The following is a 25,653-nucleotide window of genomic DNA, read 5'->3' as shown; positions in this document are numbered from 1 at the left end:
CATTATAGGGGGTTATTTATACAATACAGTTATTTAAGACGAATTTCAGCGCTCTAAACTAATCTCTCTCACATTATGATTAGTTTTAACACGTTATCAGGAAAAAAGAATGCGTAGACTCCCACCAGTATTACTAGAAGATGGCTGTTCAAGAGAACTTTTGTCGTTAATTCGTACTATTTTAGCGGCATGTAAAGAAATTTCATTTCGCGTCGGTCAAGGTGAATTATCGGGCGTATTAGGCTCAACCCTCGATGAAAACATTCAAGGCGAAACACAAAAGAAACTCGATGTACTGTCTAATCAGTTATTAAAAGATATATTGCTGGAGTCAGGCACAGTTAAAGCGATTGCCTCTGAAGAAGAAGATTATACCGTTGCCGGTAACCCAGATGCTGAGTACATTGTTGCATTTGACCCACTTGATGGCTCGTCAAACACCGATATTAACTCGCTAGTAGGCACTATATTTTCTATTATGAAAGCGCCGGTGGGCTCTGATGCTGCTGATGAAAAGATTTTTATGCAACCTGGGCATCAACAAGTAGCTGCAGGTTACGTACTGTATGGGCCATCGACCATGCTTGCGCTAACAACGGGTAAAGGTACACGCATGTTTACCTTAGATAAAACCCAAGGTAGCTTTTTACTTACCCAAGATTTTGCCGCTATTCCTGCTAAAACCAATGAATTTGCAATTAATGCCTCAAACCAGCGCCACTGGGAACCGGCGATGCAAAACTACATTAACGACTTACTTGCGGGAGATACAGGCCCTCGTGCTCAAAACTTCAATATGCGTTGGATTGCTGCAATGGTTGGCGATGTACACCGTGTACTTAGCCGTGGTGGCTTATTTACTTACCCAACTGATACTAAAGATCCTAATAAGCCTAATAAACTGCGTTTACTTTATGAAGCAAACCCAATGGCAATGCTAGTAGAGCAAGCAGGTGGTATTGCTTCAACAGGCACTGAGCGTATTATGGATATTCAGCCTGATGCCATCCATCAGCGTGTTGCGGTTATTTTAGGCTCTAAAGACGAAGTGGAAACTTGCTTGAGCTATCATAAGTAAACTTTAAGAACAGGTTTTAGGTTTCAGTTGTCAGCTAGAGATAAGCCCTGTAGTGGTTACTAACATCTGAAACCTGTTGCTTAAAACCTTTCATACTTTCTGATAACCACCTGCTACTGTTGTAACAGCTTTAGCAACTGTGCGAGCTTTTGATGAGTCAACTCGCCCATTTGCTCGCTATTACTTAGCGCGTAAATAACGCCTTCATGCTCGGCGCAATTTATGTCATCTCGCGACTCAATGACATTTGCCCACAGCTGTAAATCGTCAATATCAATTTCTTTATTGAAACAACGCGTAAGTACATTAATTAGTACAGGCTTTGTGAGTGTATACAGGTAGATTTTATTGCTTGCTGCGGTTGAAACAATCACACTAATGGCGTTATCTCTTTGCTCGCCAAATGTAATAAATTCAGCCAATGCTTTTTGTATATTCATAATGTTTGTTATTCTTGCTGCTCTACTGTTAATAAGACCTAAAATGACCCAGATAAACTGCAGCCAATGTAATACAACGCTTAACTGTAATGTTAATGATATAACCGCATGTTGGTGTTATCAGTTACCTGCTATTTTACCACTCGATGATACAGCAACCAGCTGCTTATGCCGCTTATGTACTCTTGCTAAAATAAATAGCTATTTAGAGACTATATACACTCAACCAATAAAAGCTCAAATCGCTTTTGCTAAACAATTTAGAAGCCATGATAATTTAATTGAAGGGTTAGATTACACCATGCAGAATAATTACATGGTGTTTAGTAAGTGGTATTTTTTAAAACGGGGTACTTGCTGCAAAAACGGGTGTAAAAATTGTCCCTATAGTTAAATTAGCCACCCACAGCAATAGGCAGTGAGCTATCAGCGCCCCACTCACTCCAGGAGCCGTCGTAAACACTTAAATTATTATATCCGCATTCATCAGCGAACAATGCAAGCACACAGGCAGTAACACCCGAACCGCAGCTAAACTGTATCTGGGTTGCATTACCGACTAATTCACTAAACTGTGTTTGTATAAAGTCGAGTGATTTTGCCTCGCCATTTTCTAATAAACTACTTAAAGGTAGCGAGTAGCTATTAATAATGTGGCCGCTGCGCATACCCGCTCTTGGCTCTTTATTTTTACCGGTAAAGCGCTCATAAGCACGCGCATCTAAAATAACTGTATTGGCATCCTTAGTAGCACTTAGCACCTGTTTTTTATCAATAAAGTAATCAGGTTGGTAATGAGCAATAAAGTCGCCTTTTAGTGATGCTTGCGTATAGTTTGACTCAACCGCAAGCCCCAGCTCAAGCCACTTGGCTAAACCACCACTGAGCACTTTTACGTTATTAAACCCCATGGCTTTAAACATCCACCAGGCTCTAGCTGCACTGAATAACCCCGCATCTTCATAAATCACCACCAATGAGTCGTGATTAACGCCTGCTTTTTGCATCACCTGAGTAAATTGCTCTGCACTACACAAGGTATTGGGTAATGGGTTTGAAGTATCTGCGAGTTCTTTTTTGATATCAAACCGTTGTGCTTTGGGTAGCATAGCAACGGGCGAGTACTCCCCTGCAGCAGAGGGGCGTAGCATACCTGCATCAAAAATAACTAAGTTAGTTTGCTCTAAACGCGCATGTAACCATTTTGCACTGACTATGTTTTTCATCGTCTTGCCAAATTTAAGGAAATGAAATAGCTATATATTATTACAGCCTGTTTATAAACAGAATTTAGACTGGTTACAAATTATAATAATGCTAAAATAGCTGCTTTGAGGTTTCTAAATAAAATAAAATTATGCCAATCCCTTTTTACATTATCAATATGCAAGGCTGCGAAGACCGTTGGGAAACAACCCTAAAGCGACTTACCAGTCTACACTTAAATGCTGAACGTTTTGAAGCGACCATTGGCAAAAACCTTAGTGAACAAGAAATCCTCAAGTGGTATTGCCCGAAAAAAAATAAAAAAAGTTACAATCGCAACCTATCTGCAGGTGAAATTGGTTGCTATGTAAGCCATATGCGCCTTTGGCAAAAAATGGTCGATGAAAATATCGCTTATTGTGTTGTATTAGAGGATGACCTTTTCATTGAAGCTTCACTTAAAGATGTTGTTGATGCGGCGCTTAAATTAAAAAATTGGGATTTAATCAAGTTATCTGATAATCGAAACTTTCCATTTATTGACAGTACGCTATTAGAAAATAACCTAACAGTTGGCAACTATAAAAAAGCACCAAACGGCACTCAAGGCTACATCATTTCACTAAGCGGCGCTAAAAAACTACTGCAAAGAAAACCGTTTTTTAGACCGGTGGATGTCGATATGCAGTTTCACACTGAAGTAGGCCTAAATATGATAGGCATAAAACCCTATCCTGTTGCCGAAGATCGAAGCTTTATTAGTGAAATAACAAGCGCTAATGCAGGCTCTCATTCCAACCGCAGTACATTTATCAGAAATTTAATTCATAGATCGAGTATTCATATGCAAAGACGATATAAAACTGCGGATCTTGCCAAAATTACAAGTGAGTAATACCCAGCATATTTTTACATGTATGCATTTGATTATAAAAATTAAATCTTAATAATTTCGCCACGCAGTGGCGCCATTTTAGCTAAAATTTCATTTTGCACTGTATGTGGGATATTTTGCTCGTTCATTGCATTTATTAATAAATCGACAACGTGATTGAAGTCTTTTTCATTTATATTCATACCTGTATGAATCGCAACCATCGAGTCGCCTTTGTATTCACAAGGACCCTCAACCAGCGAACATAAATGACTAATAAACCCTTGTCGAAAATGGCTAATATTACTGTGTTCAAAGTAATGAAACACTTGTTTATCATTGCCTATTTGGGCAATAAAACTGTCAGTTAACTTTTCAAGCCCAGCTCGCTCGCCAAGTTGGTGATACAGAGAAGTGTTAGGTTGTGTTGTACACCCTGAAAGTAAGCTTAAACAACAAAAAATAAATACACTCAGTTTCATTACCAATACCCCGTAACCGATAAATACCAGCCGGTTTGTTTGTCAACACCAGCAATCCGCCCTAAGTCTAAATAGGCCGCCGTTACACTGACGTGTTTATTAGGCATCCACGCTATAAATAAATCGCGCCAATCTTGTTCGCCTAAACCTAGGTTATTGGCTTTTTGTCGATACTCAATGCCAATAGCAAGTTCACGACTTACAAACACCGCACTACTTGCTTCTAGTAAAATATGGCTATCTTCATTAGCCCCTCCATATCCTAAAAGCCCTAACTGATTGGCTTTACTGTAACGGGTGGTCACATTCCAAAACCAGTTGTACCCAGCAAGTGCGCCCAAATGTAATTTACTGGCTGCTAGGTACACATCTGTACCACTGGTATTTTTTGCGCCAACCAACTTTGCAACTGTGCCATCATCCAGTGATTTATGCTGTACACCCATGCTTAGCTGGGGCCACTTACTGTATACTATATCACCATATAAACGAATTTTTGCCCCAGAAATTGACTGCTCTATTTCTGTATTGAGCGCAGGCACATCAAACTGCTGCACTGCATAACTCAGTTCAACACGATTAAATAGGTTAAGCTGCACACCACAGGCATCTAGGCGGTAATCTGTTACATCAGCACGACTACAAAAGCCATTAACAGCCCATTCGTCCTCACTAGCATAACCCGCTAGCTGCGCCCAAGGAACTAACCCTCCTCCTGCACTGCCTTCAACTTGAGACACGCCCGGTGTTGCTAATAGTTTTCCCGTTGCAGCTACAGTTAGCGTACTGCAAAGTAAGAGTGTCATGCTCAGTAAAAATTTAATGTACACCCTGATATTCCTCTAACCATTGTTCTAGTTGTTGTGCTTTTAAAGGACGACTCAAGTAGTAACCTTGTGCATGATCGCATTGCATTTCATGAAGCAATGATAAAGACGCTGCCGTTTCTACGCCCTCGGCCACCACTGAAAACCCAAGTTGGTGTCCAAGTGTGATTGACGAGCGCACTATGTATTGATCTTTTTGTGACTCATGCAAAGTTAAAATAAAGCATTTATCTAGCTTAAGCTCATCAATAGGTAACATTTTTAATCGCCCCAATGATGTTTGCCCGACACCGTAATCGTCTAGTGATATTTTAACACCGATAGTTTTTAAGTTCTCTAACGCTTTGATACCTTGAGCTTCATTTTCGATCATATCGCGCTCCGTCAACTCAATAGTGACAGAACTTGGGCTTACATGATATTTCTTTAAGGTCGCGACTAACAAATTATGAAATCCCGCATGCGCAATATCTTGGGCTGACACATTAATGGCTGCCTGTAAGTGAATCCCTTTTTTATACCAATCGGCTATTTGCGCAATAACTGTATCGACAACCCAGGCAGTTAGTTCCACAATTAATCCTGACTGCTCAGCTAAATCAATGAACACTTCAGGCGAAACCCAGCTCCCATCATCACGTTGCCAACGAATAAGTGACTCAACCTTATCAATTTTCTGACTTTTAATATTCAACTTAGGCTGATAAGTCATAAACAGTTGCCCGTTATCATCATCAATCGCTTGTTTGAGCTCATCAAGCATGATTAAACGGTCTAAGTGCGCCTCATCTTCACCATCTTGGTAGTAATGTAAGCTTTGTTGGCTTGTTGTAGCCGCATCAACAGCAATGAGTACACGCCGCATTAAATCGTCCGCTTTAACGCCTTGTCCAGGGTACTGCACAATCCCAGCGTTAAAACGCAAACTTATTTTTAAGCTTTTAATCTGATAAGGTGCCTGTAATTGCTCAATCAAATCGGCTACAGCACATTTTATTTGGTCAGCCTCCACACTGGGGTAAACCGTTAAAAACTCATCACCGCCAATTCGTGCATGAAATCCACCAAGCTCATCAGAGAATTGACGAATACGGTTTGCCACCGCAATTAAACACTCATCTCCTACTTGCGGACCAAGCTTGTCGTTTATGTGTCTTAAGCCTTTTATATCAATAGCAACAAGCGTGTAGCATCTATCTTTAGTGAGCTGCTTTGCCAATAAATCTAACATAGCTGAACGGTTATAAAACCCTGTTAAGGTATCGTGATGTGCTTGAAAACTGATTTGCTGCTCACGCTTATTAATATCATTACCCATGTTATTAAAGGCGCTGACTAGCGTTGCTATTTCGCTGCTTTGTTTTTTACCTTCAAATTTAAAACGGTAGTCACCTTTGGCAAATTGCCTTGCGATAACCGCTAACTGTGTAAGTCCGCTGGTTAAGTTATTGGCAAGCAAACTACTGGTGATCACACCAAATAACATGGTTAACACGGCCAATGTAACTAGCGTTAGCAATAGTTGCTCAATATCTCGATAACTTGAGGTTAAATCAGCACTTAGTAGTAAGGTGACCGGGTGTGATTGCAAAGATGGTAAAGCTATTTGTTGATTTTCATAGGCCAAATATTCAGCAAAAAAACGAGCTGTAGTTTTATTTTCAAAGTACTCTATAGGTTGAAATTTTTCAGGTTGAGGTGCAAACGAGCTTGCTGCAAAACTATCTAATTGCGCAACAAAGCTAACCTCCATACCGGTTAAGCTTTTCAGCTCAGTAGTCACAGCCGATGTGATTTTGAACCCGACTAAACTGTAAGCGATAGTTCTAGGGGTTTTAACTGGCAATAATATTACTTGATAGAGCTGATTATTTAACACTACAAAGCTCGATTGTTCAGAATTATTTAATAATTCATCCATCAAGGGCTGTAGGTTATCTGCAAAATTTTGTGCATTTACATTAGCAGACACTAACCGCCCCGATAAATCGAGCAACAGCATTAAATCGGCATTGATCCGTTGGCTATGATTGTATAATACACTACTAATGGTGGCTGCATCGCGAGTAGCAACTGCCTGCTTAAAACCAAAATCAGCGGTTAACACCTTTGCAGCAGTTAATAGCAAGCTCTCTTTTGATTTTAAATATTGCTTATAAACGCTTTGCGCAACCGTTATATTTTGCTGTACTTTTTCTGCCTGAAACTTACTCGTAGACCACCAAAAACTCACTAAGCTGAGTAAAGTTGTAAGTAACACCAAGCCAACGCATAGCGTTGTTATACGGCTACGTAAATTATTGCCCATTACCTTCCCTAAATTGACTGCCAAAGGTGTTACGTGGTGCAGGCGTAGACGTATTTATAGTGATTGATACCGGGCTGGTTGATTTTATATCAAACATTTTTTTATTATCCAAAGTCGCTGTTTGCAGTGAATGCCAGACACTGGCTTGCACAGGAAAAGAGTCAACTTGTAGCTTTATTTGGCCTTGCTCGTTGCTGGTATACACATGATTACTATTAGCGACATAAATATAGCCCACCATAGAATCGTGGATATTGCAGCCTAGAACAACAACCCCTTGATTATCAAACTTAATGGGATCTTCTGGCTGACCAGAATAGAGCTTTAATTGAAAGGGCTTTGCTTTTGAAAAAGAATATACATGGTGGCGAATATTATCGCTATTTGGAAAGTTAACGTACTGACCTTGATGCACAATAAGTAGCTGTGGTGAAAACTGTTTATCAACTTGATCCATTACCGCCGTGGGTAAATTGCCCGTAGTTTTTGAGGAAGGTGAATGATTTATTTCTACGACAGCATTAGGCAATACTTGGTCATGCTGATCTTTAATAACCAAATTAATAGTATTGCCAAAGGCCGACACACTAAACAATGCACCCAGTACTAATAAATAACGACGTTTTGCAATAACTTGCATTGCCCGCTCTAACATAATCACACCTAAATATTCACTATAGGTTAAGTTAATTAGAGACGAGCACTAATTGCAAGAATTATAGCTCAGTTAGTTAAAATAAATACTTTTTTACTAGTAAAAATGAGCATTGCTATGCCTGTCTACTTACTTCGCTAATTAACGATTAACCCGTAGTCAGTATCTAAAATTGCAATCACTTCTTGGCGCGGATCATTGGGTATAACGATCTCTTTACCGATAATTTTGCTAGCGATACCCACATAAGTGTCAGACACTTCAAGCATTACTGACTCAGGTAAAATATAATCTTTTGCTAGCTGCTCACGCTCAGCCATACGGTCTTTATTTAATAACACATCACTCTCTGGAACATTATTAATTAACAGCTGACGGAAGCCTTCCTTTGAGTTTTCAACAATTTTGCCATTCTTATAAGATACTTCATCCCAAATACGCGATGAATCTGGTGTCCCTACTTCATCAATATAAATAAGTTGCTGCACACCATTTAAATCTTCTACGTAACCAAATTCAAATTTAGTATCGACGAAAATTTGCCCTAGCTTAGCTAACTCACCACTGATTAACTCGAATCCTTCTACCAATAATTTTTCGTATTTGGTGACATCGTCAGTCGATTTAAAATTAAAGACATCTAAGTTGTTTGTAATATTTTCACGAGTGATGTTTACATCATCAACGGCAGGAATATCGGCAACCCCTTCTATAATACCTTTAGTAGAAGGAGTTATAAGTACTTGCTCAAGCTTTTGATTCGCTTTTAAGTCTTCTGGAAGTTGCAAACCACAAAAGTGTCTTTCGCCTTTGGCGTAGTCGCGCCACATACTGCCGGTAATATATTGACGAGCAATCGCTTCAACTTTAACTGTACTGGCTTTACGAACAATCCATACGTATGGATGAGGAATATCAACAATATGATTACCCGCCAAACCGGCTTCATTAAACATGTTAAACCAATGAGCAGCCACTGAGTTTAATGCAATCCCTTTACCAGGAACGCCATTTAGGCCATTTTCACCTTGCCATATGCAATCAAAAGCAGAAATTCTGTCTGAAATAACCATAATGGCTAATTCAGTATCGGCAGGAACGTTATAGCCTTTTTCATTTATTAAGCGTTTGCTATCTGCATCAGTTAACCAATAAACTGAACGCACTTTGCCACTGTGTACTTTACCTTTAGTACGAATGGGTAAGTCATCGTTTACGTCTAAAACTTTATAGCTAGTCATGCTATCTCCGGGGTTTGGCATGCTCAAAGAGCAAAGTATGGAATTGGGGTTAGGCGCTCTATAATAATCTAGGCAACCACAAAGCTCAATCTTAGGCTAAAAACAAATCATCTCAGAATATTTATCTAGCTGACGCATTGGGGTAAACTTGCATGATTACTTGCCCTAAGGAGCTAGCTTGAACTATTTAACTGCCACTAAGAATAAGAAATATCTAATGTATATTTCTCAAAATTATTCCTATGCTATTTTAAGGCCATTGCAAGCAGAAATATTAGCTCAAGGAGGGGAAGTTAAATGGTTCTTAGAGGGTGATAATGTTAACCCTGACTTTTTGAAAAGTGATGAAAAAACACTAAATTCTATTCATGAGATAAACCAATGGGCGCCTGACGCAACCTTTGCACCAGCGAACTCTATCCCTACATTTTTCCCAGGAAAGAAAGTAGCTGTTTTTCACGGCTTTGATGCAGGAAAACTAAATAAAAAAGGCCAAAACGATCACTTTAAAGTTCGGGGATGTTTTGATTTATATTGTACGCAAGGCCCAAATACGACGGCTCCGTTTACGGCGTTACAAAAAAAACTGGGCTATTTTAAGGTAGTAGAAACAGGTTGGCCTCCCCTAGATCAATTCTTTAACGGTAACTCAAAGCCTAGCCATATCGATGAAACAGACTCTCGCCCAACGGTATTGATCTGCTCTACATTTTCAAAACGCTTATCTCTTGCACCTAAACTTTATGAACAAATAAAACACTTTAGTGAAAGCGGTAAATGGCGACTATTAGTTCAGTTTCATCCGAAAATGCCGCAAGAGTGGGTTAATAAATACCAAGCGTTAAGTAATGATAATCTAACCTTTGTTGAAACAGACAATGTTATTCCTTTATTACAATCTGCTGATGTAATGCTGTGCGATACTTCATCCATACTACTGATGTTTTTAGTAAAACGAAAACCGGTTGTAACGTTTTGTAATAAAGCACCTGAAAAACACTTACTTGATATTACAGATAAAAATAACGTTGAAGCCGCAATAGACTATGCACTAACTTACCCAAAAGAACTGGTGGATAATATTGAAGCTTTTTGCCAAGAATTACACCCATACACAGATGGCAAGTCAAGCCAACGAGTACTTTGCGCAACCAATGAACTGTTGCATAGTGATGAAAAGCTCAAAGCTAAACCACTTAATCTTATTAGACAATTTAAAATGCGCAAAAGACTTAACTATTGGAGTTGGTAAGACGTTATGATCAACCTTGAGAATGTATCTTTTAAATGGCATAAAAAATCAGCCAGCCCCACTCTCACTATTGAGCAACTCGCCATTGATGAAGGTGAACATGTTTTTTTACATGGGCCAAGCGGCAGTGGTAAATCTACCTTACTGGCACTACTGGCAGGCATTAATGTAACCACTAGCGGCCAACTTTGTGTTTTGAACCAAAATCTAAGTGCGCTTACCAATGCACAGCGCGATGCATTTAGAGCGGATCATATTGGCTATATTTTCCAAAACTTTAATTTACTACCTTATTTAACCCCATTAGAAAATGTATGTTTAGGGTGCCAATTTTCGAAAAAGCGTCAGCAACACGTGCTCAACCAAATTGAGAGTTTAACCAAAGAAGCTGCCCGACTTCTCAACGCACTTGGGTTAGAGCCGCACCTTCATAATCAAAATGTTGCCACTTTAAGTATTGGGCAGCAACAGCGAGTTGCTGCAGCACGTGCATTTATAGGCAGTCCTGAACTTATCATTGCCGATGAGCCTACTTCAGCACTTGATACGCAAAATCGTGAAAGCTTTATTAAGCTGCTATTTGAACAAGCAAAAAAAAGTAACAGCACGCTTGTTTTTGTCAGTCACGATGAAACATTAAAGCCACTCTTTAGCCGCACAATCGACTTAGTAAATTTACAAGGTGATGTATGATTTTATTTAAACTTGCCTATAAAAGTTTGCTAAATAGACGTGCCAGTGTATTACTGACATTGCTCACTATTGCGATTAGCGTCATGTTATTACTCAGTATTGAGCGCGTTCGCATAGATGCTAAAAGTAGTTTTAGTAATACCATTTCGGGTACCGATTTAATTGTTGGCGCACGTACTGGCGATATTCAATTACTACTCTCCTCGGTGTTTAGAATTGGCCACACTAATAATGGGGTGAGCTGGCAAAGCTATCAATACATAACAAAACAACGCGGGGTTAAATGGAGCATTCCTATCAGCCTTGGTGATAGCCATAAGGGCCAAGCAGTTTTAGGCACCACACTTGATTATTTTAAGCACTATCGATTTGCTAAAAAACAGCCCTTAGCATTTACACAAGGACAGGCTTTTTCTAGCATCAATGAAGTTGTTATAGGGAGTGAGGTTGCAAGTAAACTGGCCTATAAAATTGGTGATGAAATTGTGATTTCTCATGGTATGGGCAATACTAGCTTTCATCATCATGACGATAACCCCTTCAAAGTTGTTGGTATTTTAAAGCCTACTGGCACCCCTGTTGATAAAACATTGCATGTGCCGCTGGCGGCAATTGAATTGATTCATGGTGGCGGCCATCATGATCATGACGATCATCATGACCACTCGAGTCACGCACTAGTTGGCCATCCAAAACAAATTACCGCCTTTTTAATGGGCTTCGACTCACCGCTTTATACGCTACAAATTATGCGTAACATAAACCAATTTAAGCCAGAGCCTTTATTAGCGATTATGCCTACAGTCACACTAAAAGAGCTTTGGGAAATGCTGGCAATAATAGAAAAGATCCTATTTCTATTTTCATTTGTGGTGGTCATTATTAGCTTGCTCGGCATGTTAACCACACTGCTGGCTAACCTTAATCAACGCCGTAGAGAACTGGCAATATTACGTTCTGTGGGCGCCCGCCCTTGGCAATTATTTTCACTGATCAGTATAGAATCACTGCTCACTACCTTTTTAGGTTGCTTAGTAGGCTGTACTCTATTTTATGCGCTTATGGGCACAACCGCGGGTTACTTACAAAGCCAAGCAGGAGTGAGCATTAATATCAGTATGCTCTCTGACTATGAACTCACTTTGATTGGCGTTATTATGGCTGCGGGATTCATTATTGGCTTGATCCCCGCTACACGCGCTTACTTTTATTCTCTTAGTGATGGTATGAGTATAAAAATATAAACTTTAGGATGATCATGACGTTGTTTAAAGTAACTACACACTCTTTAATGCTATTAAGTGCAGTGCTAATTAGCTTTGCTAGCATTGCAAATCCCCCGAAGGAAATTTTTTGGGAAGACTTGATCCCACAAGGGCATGTGCAAATAGATACCCAAGCACAAGCTAATCACGAAGGCAGTGAGCAAAACTGGGTGCAACCTGATTTGGACGCGCCGGTTGTTAAAGCACTTGATGGGCAGTCTGTTAGCTTACCTGGGTTTGTTGTGCCACTTGAAGGTGACAGCGAACTTATTACCGAGTTTTTATTAGTCCCTTACTTTGGTGCCTGTATTCATGTGCCACCCCCACCGCCAAACCAGCTGGTTCATGTAACTATTAAAGGCGGTGTGCCTATCGATAGCTTATATGATGCAATTGTTGTAACGGGCGTTATTAAGACGCAAACTTGGTCTGGCGAAATAGCCCAAGTGGGTTATCAAATGCAAGCTGTTGGTGTTGCTCCCTTTGAGCTTTAATTCTTAAAATAAAACCCACTTTTAAAGTGGGTTTTATTTTGTTCTATCAACCACCCGTCCTTATATCTCGCTCAAGTTCAGACTGAGTTTTCACTGGATGACAAGTCGACTTCACCGTACTCTTATTGCTTTCATCTTCGTCAGAGCTAAAAATTGTGTAGCTATAGTCTGTTTCAACTTCACCACCTAAGCACTCATGCTCCGCAAATACTTCATTTCCATAACCGTCTGGCATTTCTTTTGACGCACACCCACTGAGGATCAGAAATGTTATTAAAATTGATATTACTTTCATATTAATCACCGTAAAAGGATATGTTATAAATTATAGTTCATACTCAAAATGCCATGAAGGAAACTTGTTGAGTAATGGTAAAAGTGCTTTTTCTTTTCTTAAATCACGACGCTCTCTCTCTAACTGTTCTCTTTCTCGGCGTAACTCTTTACTTTGGCTACTTGACGGTTTATCACTCGCTAATTCATTACTAATAGATTGCAACCGCCAATTAATATTATTAAGTCGATCATCTATCTCGGCTTTCCTTACTTCAAATTGATAACGCTCGTTACCCTCTTGCCATGCTTTTCTAAACTGTGTGTCATTACAAATCCCGTTATACGCATCCCCTCGTAAGCCCAGGGTAAAGCCATTTTCAGGCTCACAAAAGGCTGCGAGCCCCTGCTTGTAACCAACCTTATAATCATCTAGTTTTGCAGTGATACCAAACTCACTACAAGCGGATATAATTTCTCTGCCATGTTCAAATGTATACCCTTGCTCGCCATGACTAAAGCCTAGGTTTGTCCAATTGGCCTGTATACATTCATCCTGAGACAAAGAAGAGCATCCTGATAGAGATAGTACAAATAAAATGAACATACATCGGCTAAACATGCTATTTCCTAAAGTGTTATAGACTATTCAAGTACCTATTTTAAGAGATATTCGTTTAAAGTGAATAGTAAAAATGTAACAAGCTATTCTAATTCCGTTGAAGTTTAAAATTTACGACAACAACTTAACTCCTTCACCTCTAAAAATCACACGAGGCATACTTATGGTATTAAAAAGCTGCCTCATAGATGTTTCCTTTACCTAGCCGTCTGAGCCGGATTAGTAGGCACATTATTTTGCTTCATTATCCAACTGGCTATGTTATCTTTTCGCATGAACTTAACACCAGTATGCTGTTTTGCATACTGGATAAAATCATCAAGCGCTTTTACCCGTGCAGGCGTTCCTGCAATACGGTCATGAGCACTTATCGACATCATTCGTCTTCTGTGTTTTCCTTCAGCGTATAACACGTCAAACTCATCCTTTAACTCTTGCAAGTAGGCTCGAGCCGTCATAGCTGTGCTTCCTGAATAGCGCACAATGTCGTTATTACGAAAAGTATAAGGTACAACCACAAAAGGCTTATTATTTACTGGTGTAAAAGAAGGCTCATCACGCGATAGATCATCAATATGATAAATAAACCCCAGCTCTTGCAAAAGCGTAAGTGTATTTTTTGAGTGTCTCATCCAAAATGCATTAAAGCCAACCGGCCGCATGCCTGTCACTTTTTCGATAATATCTGCACTTTTAATATATGAAGCGCGCTCTTGTTCAACACTCATCGAATATTGTGGTGTCCATGTTTGGCCGTGACCCGATGCTTCATGCCCTCGCGAAACCACTTCTTTAGCAAGTGCTGGATTTAATTCCACAGCCCTGCCCACCATATGAGAGGTAACTTTAATATTATGTTTATCCCATAGATCAAGTAATCGCGGGATCCCTTCATTCATCCCATACTGATACCAAGTAGGCGAAATAGTATCGTGATAACCCTGCTCTATTTGAGGAAACGGTCCTGCATCAGAGCTATCTTGTGCTGTTGCTTCAAATTGCATTGAAATAGAAATCACTAATTGTGCATCATCAGGCCAATAACCTGATTTCTCAGGTAGTGGGGCTGCATTTAATAGCTTACTGCTGCACAGTGCCATTAAAAGAATGAGTAAAGGTAAAGCCTTCATTTTTATCTCCTAAGCTAATTAACGCGGTCCTGCCGTTACTGTGATCTCGGCTGTTTGCAAAGAGTGTTGGTGTAAGAAAAACCCTGTAAGTGCACTTGTTGCCCCTTGTGGAACAGCTAATTTTTCTACATCCAATGCATACACTTTATAGGTGTAGCTATGCTTGCGTCCTTCTGGTGGACATGGCCCAAGGTATCCGGGCTTCCCCATATCTGTATTACCTTCAATGGCTCCTTTGGGCAAAGTCGTTGAAGATAGTGAGTTACTAGTAAGAGGAATATCATGTACTACCCAGTGCCAAAAACCACTGCCAGTTGGTGCGTCATTGTCATACACTGTCACGGCAAAGCTTTTGGCTTTCTTAGGCGCATTTTGCCATTTAAGTTGTGGCCTAACATTACTCCCCTGACAACCAAAGCTATTCCAGTATTGCTCACTCTTTATTGCCTGCCCTGGCTGTAAATCAGGGCTCGATAAACTAAATTCAGCCGCAAAACTGGCACTACTAAACAGCCCGCTGATCAGTAAAGTAACGACTGAGTTTGAAAAATTAACCATTTTTAGCCCTTATATTTTCAGTTAAAAAAAGTTACTTTTGATACGCTGGGTAATCGGTATAACCTTTGGCTGTACCGCCAAACAATGTACTCCCATCGGTAATCGTGTTTAGTGGCAGTTGCTCTTGAATACGATACGGTAAGTCTGGGTTGGCAATAAAACGACGACCGAATGCAATGTAATCAACAAGACCTTGTTCAATAAGCTGCGCACCTGAATGCTCGGTATAATTACCGGCAACAATAATCGCGCCACTAAAATACTGACGAAGTGCGACTCTAAACTCTGGTGTTACGGTAGGTGCATCGTCCCAGTCCGCTTCGGCAAGATGAATATACGCAATACCAATTTGCTCAAATTGCTTTGCTGCCAATAAAATAGTGTCAATTGCTTCACTATCACCCATACCACGCTGAGTGATAAAAGGCGCTAATCTAATACCCACTTTATGAGCTCCAATGGCATTACTAATTGCGCCAATAATTTCACAGGCAAAACGAATACGGTTTTCTTGGCTACCGCCATATTCATCTGTGCGCTTATTCGCTGAACGTCTTAAAAACTGATCAATTAAATACCCGTTACCTCCATGTATTTCAACGCCATCGAAACCAGCCTCAATCGCGTTAATTGCCGCTTGCTTATAATCATTTACTATTTCTTTAATTTCTTTAACACTTAGTGCTCGTGGGGTTGGGCAGTCAAGCATCCGTCCTTCTCCATCATCGCCCACCACCCAAACTTGTGCATCTGGAGCAAGTGCAGATGGGGCAACTGGCGTTCCATCATGATGAAATGAAGAGTGCGACATTCTACCAACGTGCCAAAGTTGTAAAAATATTTTACCGCCTTCTTTATGCACAGCTTGTGTTACTTGCTTCCAACCTTCGATTTGTTCTTGCGTGTAAATACCTGGCGTAAATGAGTAACCTTTGCCCTGAGCAGAAATTTGTGTTGCTTCAGAAATAATCAGTCCTGCAGTAGCACGCTGCGCATAATAAGTGGCCATCAGTTCAGTAGGAATATCGCCCGGTTGCGCAGTTCGCGAACGGGTCATAGGTGCCATCACAATTCTATTTTGCGTAACCATGCCACCGAGGGTTTTAGCTTCAAATAAGGATTCTATAGACATAACTAACTCTCTTATAAATAATGTTTATCTGGATTTAAATTAAATTTCATCACTACTAAATAGCATTTCGACCTTTATCTCTTCTGGTCCAGGTATAAAGACTTGCTGCTCTAACAGCTCTGGCACGGTTCGCTCAAAGTAGCTTATACCTGTTTGCGCTAAGCGACTTTTCAATCCTTGATAACCTATGCTACGAATGGCAATGTGATCTACCACTCCTCGGCCTTGGGTTTTGCTGTTTAATGCTGATAAGTACCCCTGTTGCGCTTTATTACCCGTGGCATTAACCAAATGAATCAAAGCAACATTATCACTGCCGTATAACCATGCCCCCTCGAAAGGGAAAGGCGGACGATACCCTTCAACTAGCCCAACTGAATTTATAAAGAACTGTCGCATCGCCTGGTAATCACAACTAGAAATTAATACATGATCTAAACGCATAAACTTTCTCTGTTGATAATGAGTACAACCAGTTTAACTATTTACTTAAATTTGATAATTGAGTTAATATCAAAAACACTATTCATTATTACTGAATTATAAAAAGTGAGGAACGATGGCTAAGATTGATGATATGCAGCTTTTTGTTCATGTGGTGCGCTCTGGCGGGCTTGCTGCAGCTGGGCGAAAAATTGGTTTATCGCCTGCGAGTATGACGGCACGTATCAACCAGCTTGAAAATCACTATCAAACCCGACTCTTAATACGTAATACTCGAAGTATTAAATTAACCGAGGCTGGAGAGCACTTTTTTCAAGGCTGTTTAAGAGTGATTGCTGAAATTGATGCCGCAGAGCAAAGTATTCAGCTTAGTAAAAATACTCTTTCGGGTAGTCTCAAAGTAACCGCACCCTCTGACTTTGGTAAACAGTTTGTTGCCCCTGCAATAGCTAAATTTGTAGCACTGAATCCACAAGTAAAACCACACCTACATTTAACCGATGGCTTAGTTAATCTAGTTGAAGAAGGCATTGATATTGCTATTCGCTTTGGAAACTTACCCGATAGTAATTTGATTAGCCGAATGATCAAAGCCAATAAACGTGTGTTATGTGCTTCAGCTGAATATTTAAAGATACATGGCCAACCTTTACAACCAAGCGATTTATTAAATCATCGCTGCTTAGTAATGGAGAGACTTGGTCAATCGATGCATGATTGGCATTTTAAAGACGAGGTAATTCGCGTACCTGTAGCTATGAGTAGCAGTGATGGTGCAGTGATCAGACAGTGGGCAATTAACGGTGCAGGTATTGCTCTAAAATCAATGGTAGATATTAATGATGATCTGACTAAGGGTAGTTTAGTGACGCTACTTGATGACTATATTCTCGGTTTTAGTAATAAAGATAAACAGCAAGTTGGCTTACAGTTTCTTTACCCCTCAAGGCAATTTCAGCCACGACAAGTTGCCGCATTTATGGATTTTTTTCAGCAGCAAATTTAACAATAAACAGCCAACAAAATAAAACCTTGAGAGTTTGCACTTCCAAGGTTTTATTTATAACGTTTGGCAGTTATAAAAATTAAGCCGTGCCACCTACTGTTAGGTTATCTATTTTCAGGCTTGGCTGGCCAACGCCTACTGGTACACTTTGACCGTCTTTACCACAAACACCGACGCCTTTATCAAGCGCTAAATCATTACCTACCATAGAGATTTGTTGCATAACCTCAGGGCCATTACCAATTAATGTTGCCCCTTTAATTGGCTGAGTAATTTTACCATTTTCAATTAAGTAAGCTTCTGAGGCACTAAACACAAACTTACCTGAGGTGATATCCACTTGACCGCCACCAAAATTAGGGGCAAACACGCCTTTTTTAACCGTGCTGATAATATCAGCTTGGCTGTGCTCTCCACCTAACATGTAAGTGTTGGTCATACGTGGCATTGGTAAATGCGCGTATGACTCACGACGTGCGTTACCTGTTGGGTTTACCCCCATCAAACGCGCGTTCATTTTATCTTGCATATAGCCTTTTAAAATACCGTTTTCGATAAGTACGTTATAGGCTGCAGGCGTACCTTCGTCATCCACATTAAGTGAACCACGACGATCAGCCATAGTACCATCATCAACCACAGTACATAGCTCTGAAGCAACTTTTTGCCCTACTTTACCGCTAAACGCAGACGCGCCTTTACGGTTAAAGTCACCCTCGAGGCCATGGCCTACCGCTTCGTGTAACAACACACCTGGCCAGCCATTACCTAATACCACTTCCATAGTACCTGCAGGGGCATCAATAGCTTCTAAGTTTACTTTAGCTTGACGAACGGCTTCTTCTGCAAAACCCATCCAACGCGGCTTACCATCAACCAGCTCTTTAAAATAACCATAATCTAGGCGCGCACCGCCACCAGCACCACCACGTTCACGGCGACCATTTTTCTCTAGCAATACAGAGCAGTTTAAACGGATCAGTGGGCGAATATCGGTAGCAAAGGTGCCATCGCTAGCTGCAATTAATACTTCTTCGTATACCGCAGACATTGAGCTAATGACTTGCTCAGCATCTGGGGCTAATTCGCGAATATAGTTTTCAAGCTCACGTAACAAATTAACTTTATCGGTATCGCTCATGCTAGAAATTGGTTGATGTGGCGCGTACTGCTCTTTAGCAGCCACGTCACTAAATACTTTAACCGCTTTATCTTCACCTGCATCGGCAATACTACGTGCAGCAGTTGCGGCCTTATTTAGCGCTTCTAAATTAATTGCGTCTGAATACGAAAAACCAGTTTTTTCACCACTAACAGCCCGTACGCCAACACCACGTTCAACGTTATAAGAGCCTTCTTTTACCAAACCATCTTCTAGCACCCAAGACTCATGATGACTCGATTGAAAATAAAGGTCGGCATAATCAACTTTGTGCTGGTGAATATAAGCTAATGTTTTTTCGAGTTCTTCTCGATTTAGCTGGCTGTCGTGTAATAAATGCTGTTCAACCGAATTCATAATAATGGCTCTCTAAATCGTTGGTGAGATTGCAGCGGCATATCTCGTCTAATTTTGTGTAACTGGTTCAAATCTACGGTACAACTAATAAAACCAAGCCCTGTTGGTTTTTCACTTAATGTCTCACCCCAGGGCGATAACATCAGGCTGTGACCATAAGTTTGTCTACCGTTTTCATGTGTTCCATATTGCGCTGCAGCAATAACATAACACTGCGTTTCTATGGCACGTGCTGCAAGTAGCGGCTGCCAATGCGCTTTACCTGTTGGAACAGTAAACGCACTGGGTACTAATATAATTTCTGCGCCTTTACGAGCTAAGGCATTAAATAAACCAGCAAAGCGCAAATCATAACATACTGTTAAACCAATTTTACCAAAGGGAGAATCAACAACCACAATCTCATCGCCCGCTTGAGTAAAGTCGGACTCTCGGTAGCTGCCGGTCTGGTCATCTACCTCAACATCAAATAAATGTATTTTGTTATAGCTTGCAACAATATCGCCTTGGTTATTAAACAAGTGTGAGGCAGCGTAATACTTATGTTGGTCATAGGGCTCTGGCATGGTGCCAGCATTTAACCAAATATTGTGTTTACGACACAATTCACTAATTTGCTGTTTATATTGCTCAATACGCTGTGACACTAACAACGTATCACCAGCGTGTTTACTAAACACTAAAAACGCTTCTGGTAAACATACTAACAAAGGCCGCGTGCTTGGTAATTCAGCTAATGCTTGCTTTAAAGCTGCAATGTTATCATCAGGGTTAAAGCCTGAGCACATTTGCAATGCGATAATCGCAGGAGATGAGTTTATACGTTGTTTATTCATTGCGCGGCGCTAACCTCAGCATCTTTGAGTTTTAACTCTGAGGATGCTCGCGGCTGATTTTGTGCTGCTTGTGGCAAGGTCACCTCTCGGCTCTTACGATCTAACTCTTGTACCTGAGGATCGTTCATTTTACCCGTCACTTTAAAGTTGATCTCTGAGATCACTCGCGCAGAATGAATTACTTTATCAATTGCTAAAGCTGCAAGCCCCGTTACTGGGTTAACCATCCAAGCCACAATTACTGGAATACTCGACGTTACTTGCGGTGCTACTGCTAAGTCGTAGTCAATTTCGAGAGTATTTAAATTTGCATACCCTTTAATCGAGAGATCGGCAGGCACCCCATCCATTTTAGTATCTTGGGTATAGGCAATGCCCTTATCTATCTGCATCGTACCTTTCATGCTGTTATAGAAAAAACCTTTAGAAAATACATCTCTAAAATCAAGTTTTAGCTTACGCACTAATGAATCAAGGCTCAGTAATGAAAATACCCGTGCGCCTCCATCACTGACTTCAGTTAAATGGCCTTCGCCTAAATCCCAACTAATTTCACCGTCTAAACTAGCAATGTCTAAGTTATAAGGCGCCGCTTGCCAATTTAGTTGATAATTTAGATTGGCGTTTGAGTCTTTAATAGTAGTGGTGATATCAAATTCATTAAATAAAGCGCCAATATCATCACTTTTAAGTTCGCCGCTGATTGCTGTTAGGCCATTTTGCCACTGCCCTTTAGTACGTAATATATGATCGCCCTTATCAACTACTAGCTCAGAAATAAGCAGTTTTTTACCATCACCTAATAATGAGGCGCTGACTTTATCTAGCTGATAATGGCTAACCTTACAATCGGCACATTCAAACTCAATAGCAGGCAAATTTGTAAGCCATGCAAGTTGTTCAGGAGATGATTTTTCGCTTGGTTGCTCTGTTTCGGCCTCTAAAAAATTAAGCCTTAAATAGTCACTGTTTATTCGAATCGGCTGACTTGATTGCTCGCTGGGAATGAACACTTCTGCTCGTAATTCTTTAGCATTGAGCCTTAATTGCAAGTTATTATTTAAGGGCGATAAACGCATATCAAAATCATTAAACTGCATGCCACTCACATTAAAAGAGTTAATATTCGCAACAACCTCATACAAAGGCGGCATAATACCTGGCGATGCACTCTCTGGCTGCGCTTTAGCTGCATTAATAATTTGATCAATTAAATCAATCCAAGGTAATAACTCACTTTGCGCTAAGTTAATACTTACCGTTAAATCTTGCGCGTTAAGCCCTAAATCTTTGTTACCGATTATAAAGTGGGCGTTGTTAAACTGTGATTTAGCATTGTCTAGAATGGCATTAAAATACACTAGCTGATCAACGTTTGCAGTGATCAAGTTAGATATATCATCACCCTGAATAACTGCACTCAGTGGCCAAGCTTGCTCACTGCTTTTTGTATATGCTCCAGGCAAAGAACTACTTAAGCCAATAAGTGGCGATTCAACTTGGGCACGATAGTTAAACCCTTGCTCGGTAAAATTAAGCTCCAAAGCAATATCAACATCACTTTGCCCACTTAAGTAACCATCTAAAATGCCTTGCCCACGGTTTATAAGTGTTTGTGCATCAAGCTGAGCATTTATATTTATATTAGCGAGATAATCCTCTGCGTTTGCGTCACTATTGTAGTTAATAGTTAATGGCATACCCAGCCATGTAGCCGTTGCATTAGTGAGATTTATTTGTTGGTTATTAAAGCTAAGTTCGCCCTTTAAATGCTCAAGAGAAATACCAGGTGCAGAAATGTAGAGAGGTGAGTCGAGTAAATTAACCTTACCATTGACGCTGGCTCCCCCCTCAAATTGTGAACCTATTAGCAATTCAATATTTGCACTTGCCAGCCCCTGCCCTTGCACAACATTAAAAATATCAGCTAATGGATTTGCTAAAGGCGTAGCGGCAAAAAAATCGTGCATTTTTTCAAGCTCAGCTTGCTTATCAATATTAACCACCAACGGCGCATCGCCCATTAAGTCATCAATACTCACATGCACACTGCTGCCAATGTCAAGATTTACCAGCTGGCCTTGCTGACTATATATATCCATTCGCTCATTAGCAAAATGCAGTTTTACATTGGCATTAGTAACTGCTGGCCAATCGGGATCGAATTGGTAGGTGGCATTATCTATTTGTGCTATTACATCAAACTGCCCTGAACCATCGTCAAATGGAAAGCCTGATAGTGGGCCAGAAAATAACACCTGAGTATTTGATACTTCGCCTGCTTTTATTGCGCCATTTAAATAACTAACTAAGTCAGGACTCATTAACGTTAAAGGAAAATAGTGACCGGCAATACTGGCATCTGGTGCAAACGCTTCAGCATATAAATCTAAGCGTGGCGTATCACCCAAACTCAGCTGCATTTGTGCGCTTAAAGTCACCTCATTGTTATCAAGCCAAAGGTTATCACTGCTGATGTACCAATCGCCTGAGCGCTTAGCTAAATCTAGCTCAATATTTAATTGGTTATAATCAATATTATTACTAAAGCTAGCGCCTGTAATTAAATGGCTGTTCTCACCAAAAATCGCAATGCGACCATACTGTTGATTAACCAGCCCATTAACTCTTAAAGATTGAGCGGCAGGTACGGCGTTTTTTTCTTGCCAGCTAATTTCATCAGCATCAAACCATAATTGCCATTGCTTTGTATCGGCAAACTCAAAGTACGCAGCCTTTATTTGTCCGCTAGGTTGGCGTGCTAAAAAAGGGGCTAAGTCGGTAAAATTAGTCAACTCAGCTAAATCACTCAATAGCGCTAAATCAAGTTGCTGTAGCCATACTTTATTTTGCTTACCCAATAAGGCTTCAAATTCAAGGCTTGGCCAAGTGGTTTCACCCGTACTAAATGCTAAGCCCGTGCTTTTTAATCGCCAGCTATTTTGCTCAGGGTATAAATGAAATCCCCCTTCACTTAGGCTTACATTTTGTGTTTGCTCATTGAGCTGCCAATTTACCGCGCTCGGTAACCACTGAACTTTTACGTCACTCACTAGGCCTTGCTCTAATCTAAGCCAAGCTTGTAAGTTTAAATCGCTATGTAGATGCTGCTTTTGAGTATTAATGTATTGCGCTAACCAATTTGACACATCAACCTGATTAGCCTGCACATACAAATCACCCACCATTTGCTCTAAGGTTTCACCCTTGAGTGCAATACGCGCATCAAAATTCCCTACCGAAATACCCGGTAATGCTAGACTACCGCTACCAAGGTGTTGTTTATCTTGGTTTTGCCATACAATGTTTTCTAATAACAGTTTACGTTCTTTGTTATCTTCTAAAACAAAATTGATACTGGAGTTTTCTATTGCAAAATGACCGGTTTCACCTAAAAACAGCCCTTCTATTAATTCCTTTTGCTCAAATGACACATCGTCTTGATTACCTACAAATAAATTCGCGACATTAACCTTGGTATGAAAACCATTGATCACAAAGTAATTCGACTTAAGTTGAAGAGACTTTAGGCTTTCCCAAAGGTTTAGCTCTAAACTGGTTTTCGCAATAGTTAAAGAAATAGGGGCGGTTTGGTTGTCTTTAAATGATAATTCTTCGAGCACTAAGGCAGGGCCATTACCTTGCCAACTTGCCGATATAGCGCCTATCGATAGGCTAATATCAAACTTGCTATCAAGATAATTTTCTATCTCGCCTTTATAGTCATTTGCGTAGGGTAAGGTGTATTTTAAAATAGAAACAATGACGGCCAGTAGCACCAAAATTACAGCACTTATTTGCCATAATTTGCGCATACAAAAGAAACAGGCCGCTTTAAATTTCATTACATCATTACCACATCAAACTGCTCTTGGCTGTATAAGCTCTCTGTTTGGATATTAACTTGCTTGCCAATAAATAACTCTAACTCTGCAAGGTTATGATATTCGTCATTTAATAGCGCTTCACATACTGCAGGAGATGCATAAACTACAAACTTATCCGCATCGTAAGCCCGGTTCACACGTACTATCTCACGAAGGATTTCATAGCATACGGTCTCAACCGTTTTTTGAGAGCCTCGCCCTGAACATGCAGGACATACATCACACAGTATATGCTCTAAACTTTCGCGAGTTCGCTTGCGGGTCATTTCAACCAGCCCTAATGCTGATAAACCATTAATATTGGCTTTAGCACGATCTTTAGCGAGCGCAGACTCTAATGAGTGCATTACCCGGCGTTTGTGCTCATCGCTCACCATATCAATAAAGTCGATAATAATAATACCGCCCAAATTGCGCAGCCTTAGTTGACGAGCAATAGCTGAGGTTGCTTCAACATTGGTATTAAAAATAGTTTCTTCAAGGTTACGGTGACCAACAAATGCACCGGTATTAACATCAACCGTGGTCATTGCTTCTGTTTGATCTATGATCAGATACCCGCCAGACTTTAAAGTCACCTTACGATGCAATGCCTTTTGAATTTCACTTTCTACATCAAATAAGTCAAAAATGGGTCGCTCGCCCGGGTAATACTCAAGTACTTGTGATAATAACGGCACAAATTCTTCAGTAAACAGCTTAAGCTCTTGATAGGTAAGCTTAGAGTCAACACGAATGCGCTCCATATCTTCGCCCACGTAATCACGTAACGTTCTAAAAGCCAGCGTGAGATCTTCATGCAGAATACTCGCTTTGCTAGTTTTACGGCGCTTAGAAACTATTTTATCCCACAGTTTTTTTAAAAACGCAGCATCGTGGCGAAGCTCTACTTCACTTGCGCCTTCTGCGGCAGTTCTAACAATAAAGCTACCGTTTTCATCACCATATTCAGCAACAATTTTTTTAAGCCTAGCGCGTTCCTCTTCCGTTTCGATACGTTGACTCACACCAACATGCGTCGCATCTGGCATAAATACTAAATAGCGTGACGGTATAGTAATATCAGTGGTTAAGCGAGCACCTTTACTGCCTAATGGATCTTTAACCACTTGCACCATAATGTACTGACCTTGGCGAACAAGCTCACGAATATCTTGGACTTTTTTAATTGGCTCGTCGTCAACACCTTCAACAATAGAAGCACTATTGACGATATCTGAAGCGTGCAAAAAGGCGGCTTTCTCTAAGCCTATATCAACAAAAGCGGCTTGCATTCCAGGTAGCACGCGACTTATTTTACCTAAGTAAATATTGCCTACTATGCCTAAATTACCAATACGCTCTAGCTGAATTTCTTGTAATACACCGTTTTCGATTAGGGCAACGCGACTTTCACTTGGCGTGACATTGATCAGTAGTTCTGTACTCATG

Annotated in this window: 25 protein-coding genes; 8 read left to right on the top strand and 17 right to left on the bottom strand. The window is 40.4% G+C overall.

From position 1 onward, the window contains the following. Positions 1 to 109: 109 nt before the first annotated feature. Complete coding sequence (locus ACNSN3_RS01140) at positions 110 to 1,078, top strand: class 1 fructose-bisphosphatase (protein WP_008115459.1); 969 nt, start codon at positions 110 to 112, stop codon at positions 1,076 to 1,078. A 113-nt stretch (positions 1,079 to 1,191) separates the two neighbouring features. On the opposite strand, the gene ACNSN3_RS01135 is transcribed toward ACNSN3_RS01140, so the two are convergent. After that, a complete protein-coding gene (locus ACNSN3_RS01135) occupies positions 1,192 to 1,518 on the bottom strand; it encodes a hypothetical protein (protein WP_418608228.1) in 327 nt (108 codons plus the stop codon). A 43-nt stretch (positions 1,519 to 1,561) separates the two neighbouring features. Between ACNSN3_RS01135 and ACNSN3_RS01130 the strand changes: the two genes are divergently transcribed. Next, entirely contained in the window at positions 1,562 to 1,912 is a 351-nt protein-coding gene (locus ACNSN3_RS01130; RefSeq protein ID WP_055012293.1) for a DUF5522 domain-containing protein, read from the top strand. A gap of 1 nt (position 1,913) precedes the next feature. On the opposite strand, the gene ACNSN3_RS01125 is transcribed toward ACNSN3_RS01130, so the two are convergent. Then, the gene (locus ACNSN3_RS01125) at positions 1,914 to 2,744 is read right to left on the bottom strand and encodes a sulfurtransferase (protein ID WP_418608225.1); all 831 of its coding nucleotides are present in this window, start codon (positions 2,742 to 2,744) and stop codon (positions 1,914 to 1,916) included. 131 nt (positions 2,745 to 2,875) lie between these two features. Between ACNSN3_RS01125 and ACNSN3_RS01120 the strand changes: the two genes are divergently transcribed. Continuing rightward, on the top strand, positions 2,876 to 3,619 hold the full coding sequence (locus ACNSN3_RS01120; protein ID WP_418608223.1) for a glycosyltransferase family 25 protein: 744 nt from the start codon (positions 2,876 to 2,878) through the stop codon (positions 3,617 to 3,619). Between the two features lie 41 nt (positions 3,620 to 3,660). On the opposite strand, the gene ACNSN3_RS01115 is transcribed toward ACNSN3_RS01120, so the two are convergent. From ACNSN3_RS01115 to ACNSN3_RS01095, 5 genes are all read right to left on the bottom strand, one after another. Beyond that, positions 3,661 to 4,080 (bottom strand): group I truncated hemoglobin, encoded by a 420-nt coding sequence (locus ACNSN3_RS01115; RefSeq protein WP_054202515.1) that lies wholly within the window; start codon positions 4,078 to 4,080, stop codon positions 3,661 to 3,663. After that, complete coding sequence (locus tag ACNSN3_RS01110; RefSeq protein WP_418609027.1) at positions 4,080 to 4,886, bottom strand: DUF3034 family protein; 807 nt, start codon at positions 4,884 to 4,886, stop codon at positions 4,080 to 4,082. Before ACNSN3_RS01110 ends, ACNSN3_RS01115 begins: the two co-directional genes overlap by 1 nt. 13 nt (positions 4,887 to 4,899) lie before the next feature. Further along, entirely contained in the window at positions 4,900 to 7,215 is a 2,316-nt protein-coding gene (locus tag ACNSN3_RS01105; RefSeq protein ID WP_418608221.1) for an EAL domain-containing protein, read from the bottom strand. Further along, positions 7,205 to 7,870, bottom strand: coding sequence for a methylamine utilization protein (locus tag ACNSN3_RS01100; protein WP_418608219.1), 666 nt, complete (start codon positions 7,868 to 7,870; stop codon positions 7,205 to 7,207). The genes ACNSN3_RS01105 and ACNSN3_RS01100 overlap by 11 nt, the downstream gene beginning before the upstream one ends. A gap of 137 nt (positions 7,871 to 8,007) precedes the next feature. Beyond that, a complete protein-coding gene (locus ACNSN3_RS01095) occupies positions 8,008 to 9,111 on the bottom strand; it encodes a phosphoribosylaminoimidazolesuccinocarboxamide synthase (RefSeq protein ID WP_418608217.1) in 1,104 nt (367 codons plus the stop codon). A gap of 217 nt (positions 9,112 to 9,328) precedes the next feature. Here ACNSN3_RS01095 and ACNSN3_RS01090 point away from each other — a divergent pair, with 217 nt between their 5' ends. Genes ACNSN3_RS01090 through ACNSN3_RS01075 form a run of 4 tightly spaced genes read left to right on the top strand, consistent with a single transcriptional unit; the run spans position 9,329 to position 12,815 of the window. Next, positions 9,329 to 10,363: a CDP-glycerol glycerophosphotransferase family protein gene (locus tag ACNSN3_RS01090; protein ID WP_418608215.1), complete on the top strand. Its 1,035-nt coding sequence runs from the start codon at positions 9,329 to 9,331 to the stop codon at positions 10,361 to 10,363. 6 nt (positions 10,364 to 10,369) lie between these two features. Then, a complete protein-coding gene (locus tag ACNSN3_RS01085) occupies positions 10,370 to 11,056 on the top strand; it encodes an ABC transporter ATP-binding protein (RefSeq protein WP_418608213.1) in 687 nt (228 codons plus the stop codon). Beyond that, positions 11,053 to 12,300, top strand: coding sequence for an ABC transporter permease (locus ACNSN3_RS01080; RefSeq protein ID WP_418608211.1), 1,248 nt, complete (start codon positions 11,053 to 11,055; stop codon positions 12,298 to 12,300). Before ACNSN3_RS01085 ends, ACNSN3_RS01080 begins: the two co-directional genes overlap by 4 nt. 14 nt (positions 12,301 to 12,314) lie before the next feature. Next, positions 12,315 to 12,815, top strand: a complete 501-nt coding sequence (locus tag ACNSN3_RS01075) for a DUF3299 domain-containing protein (protein WP_008468279.1) — start codon at positions 12,315 to 12,317, stop codon at positions 12,813 to 12,815. A gap of 46 nt (positions 12,816 to 12,861) precedes the next feature. Here ACNSN3_RS01075 and ACNSN3_RS01070 read toward each other — a convergent pair whose 3' ends face one another. From ACNSN3_RS01070 to ACNSN3_RS01045, 6 genes are all read right to left on the bottom strand, one after another. Further along, positions 12,862 to 13,110 (bottom strand): hypothetical protein, encoded by a 249-nt coding sequence (locus ACNSN3_RS01070; protein WP_010390486.1) that lies wholly within the window; start codon positions 13,108 to 13,110, stop codon positions 12,862 to 12,864. 30 nt (positions 13,111 to 13,140) lie between these two features. Then, complete coding sequence (locus tag ACNSN3_RS01065; RefSeq protein WP_418608208.1) at positions 13,141 to 13,710, bottom strand: DUF2799 domain-containing protein; 570 nt, start codon at positions 13,708 to 13,710, stop codon at positions 13,141 to 13,143. Positions 13,711 to 13,907: 197 nt separating this feature from the next. Next, positions 13,908 to 14,810: a polysaccharide deacetylase family protein gene (locus tag ACNSN3_RS01060; RefSeq protein ID WP_418609026.1), complete on the bottom strand. Its 903-nt coding sequence runs from the start codon at positions 14,808 to 14,810 to the stop codon at positions 13,908 to 13,910. Between the two features lie 48 nt (positions 14,811 to 14,858). Next, positions 14,859 to 15,398, bottom strand: coding sequence for a YbhB/YbcL family Raf kinase inhibitor-like protein (locus ACNSN3_RS01055; protein ID WP_010390480.1), 540 nt, complete (start codon positions 15,396 to 15,398; stop codon positions 14,859 to 14,861). A gap of 31 nt (positions 15,399 to 15,429) precedes the next feature. Next, entirely contained in the window at positions 15,430 to 16,530 is a 1,101-nt protein-coding gene (locus ACNSN3_RS01050; RefSeq protein ID WP_418608206.1) for an alkene reductase, read from the bottom strand. Between the two features lie 39 nt (positions 16,531 to 16,569). After that, positions 16,570 to 16,974 (bottom strand): lactoylglutathione lyase, encoded by a 405-nt coding sequence (locus ACNSN3_RS01045; protein ID WP_010390477.1) that lies wholly within the window; start codon positions 16,972 to 16,974, stop codon positions 16,570 to 16,572. 115 nt (positions 16,975 to 17,089) lie between these two features. On the opposite strand from ACNSN3_RS01045, the gene ACNSN3_RS01040 reads away from it, so the two are divergent. Then, positions 17,090 to 17,980, top strand: a complete 891-nt coding sequence (locus ACNSN3_RS01040) for a LysR family transcriptional regulator (protein WP_075170523.1) — start codon at positions 17,090 to 17,092, stop codon at positions 17,978 to 17,980. A gap of 79 nt (positions 17,981 to 18,059) precedes the next feature. Here the strand turns inward: ACNSN3_RS01040 and tldD are convergent, their stop codons facing one another. From tldD to rng, 4 genes are read right to left on the bottom strand one after another with little or no spacing between them, the layout of a single operon-like run. Further along, positions 18,060 to 19,499 (bottom strand): metalloprotease TldD, encoded by a 1,440-nt coding sequence (gene tldD, locus ACNSN3_RS01035; protein ID WP_055012250.1) that lies wholly within the window; start codon positions 19,497 to 19,499, stop codon positions 18,060 to 18,062. Continuing rightward, complete coding sequence (locus tag ACNSN3_RS01030; RefSeq protein ID WP_054202527.1) at positions 19,496 to 20,335, bottom strand: carbon-nitrogen hydrolase family protein; 840 nt, start codon at positions 20,333 to 20,335, stop codon at positions 19,496 to 19,498. The genes tldD and ACNSN3_RS01030 overlap by 4 nt, the downstream gene beginning before the upstream one ends. After that, positions 20,332 to 24,180: a YhdP family protein gene (locus ACNSN3_RS01025; RefSeq protein ID WP_418608202.1), complete on the bottom strand. Its 3,849-nt coding sequence runs from the start codon at positions 24,178 to 24,180 to the stop codon at positions 20,332 to 20,334. The genes ACNSN3_RS01030 and ACNSN3_RS01025 overlap by 4 nt, the downstream gene beginning before the upstream one ends. After that, entirely contained in the window at positions 24,180 to 25,652 is a 1,473-nt protein-coding gene (gene rng / locus ACNSN3_RS01020; RefSeq protein WP_418608200.1) for a ribonuclease G, read from the bottom strand. Before rng ends, ACNSN3_RS01025 begins: the two co-directional genes overlap by 1 nt. Position 25,653 lies beyond the last annotated feature (1 nt).

The sequence above is a fragment of the Pseudoalteromonas sp. US3C1004 genome (assembly GCF_048401065.1).
GTDB lineage: Bacteria > Pseudomonadota > Gammaproteobacteria > Enterobacterales > Alteromonadaceae > Pseudoalteromonas > Pseudoalteromonas undina.
Note: the sequence above shows the minus strand (reverse complement) of the source record. Positions and strands in the feature narration are given on the sequence as shown.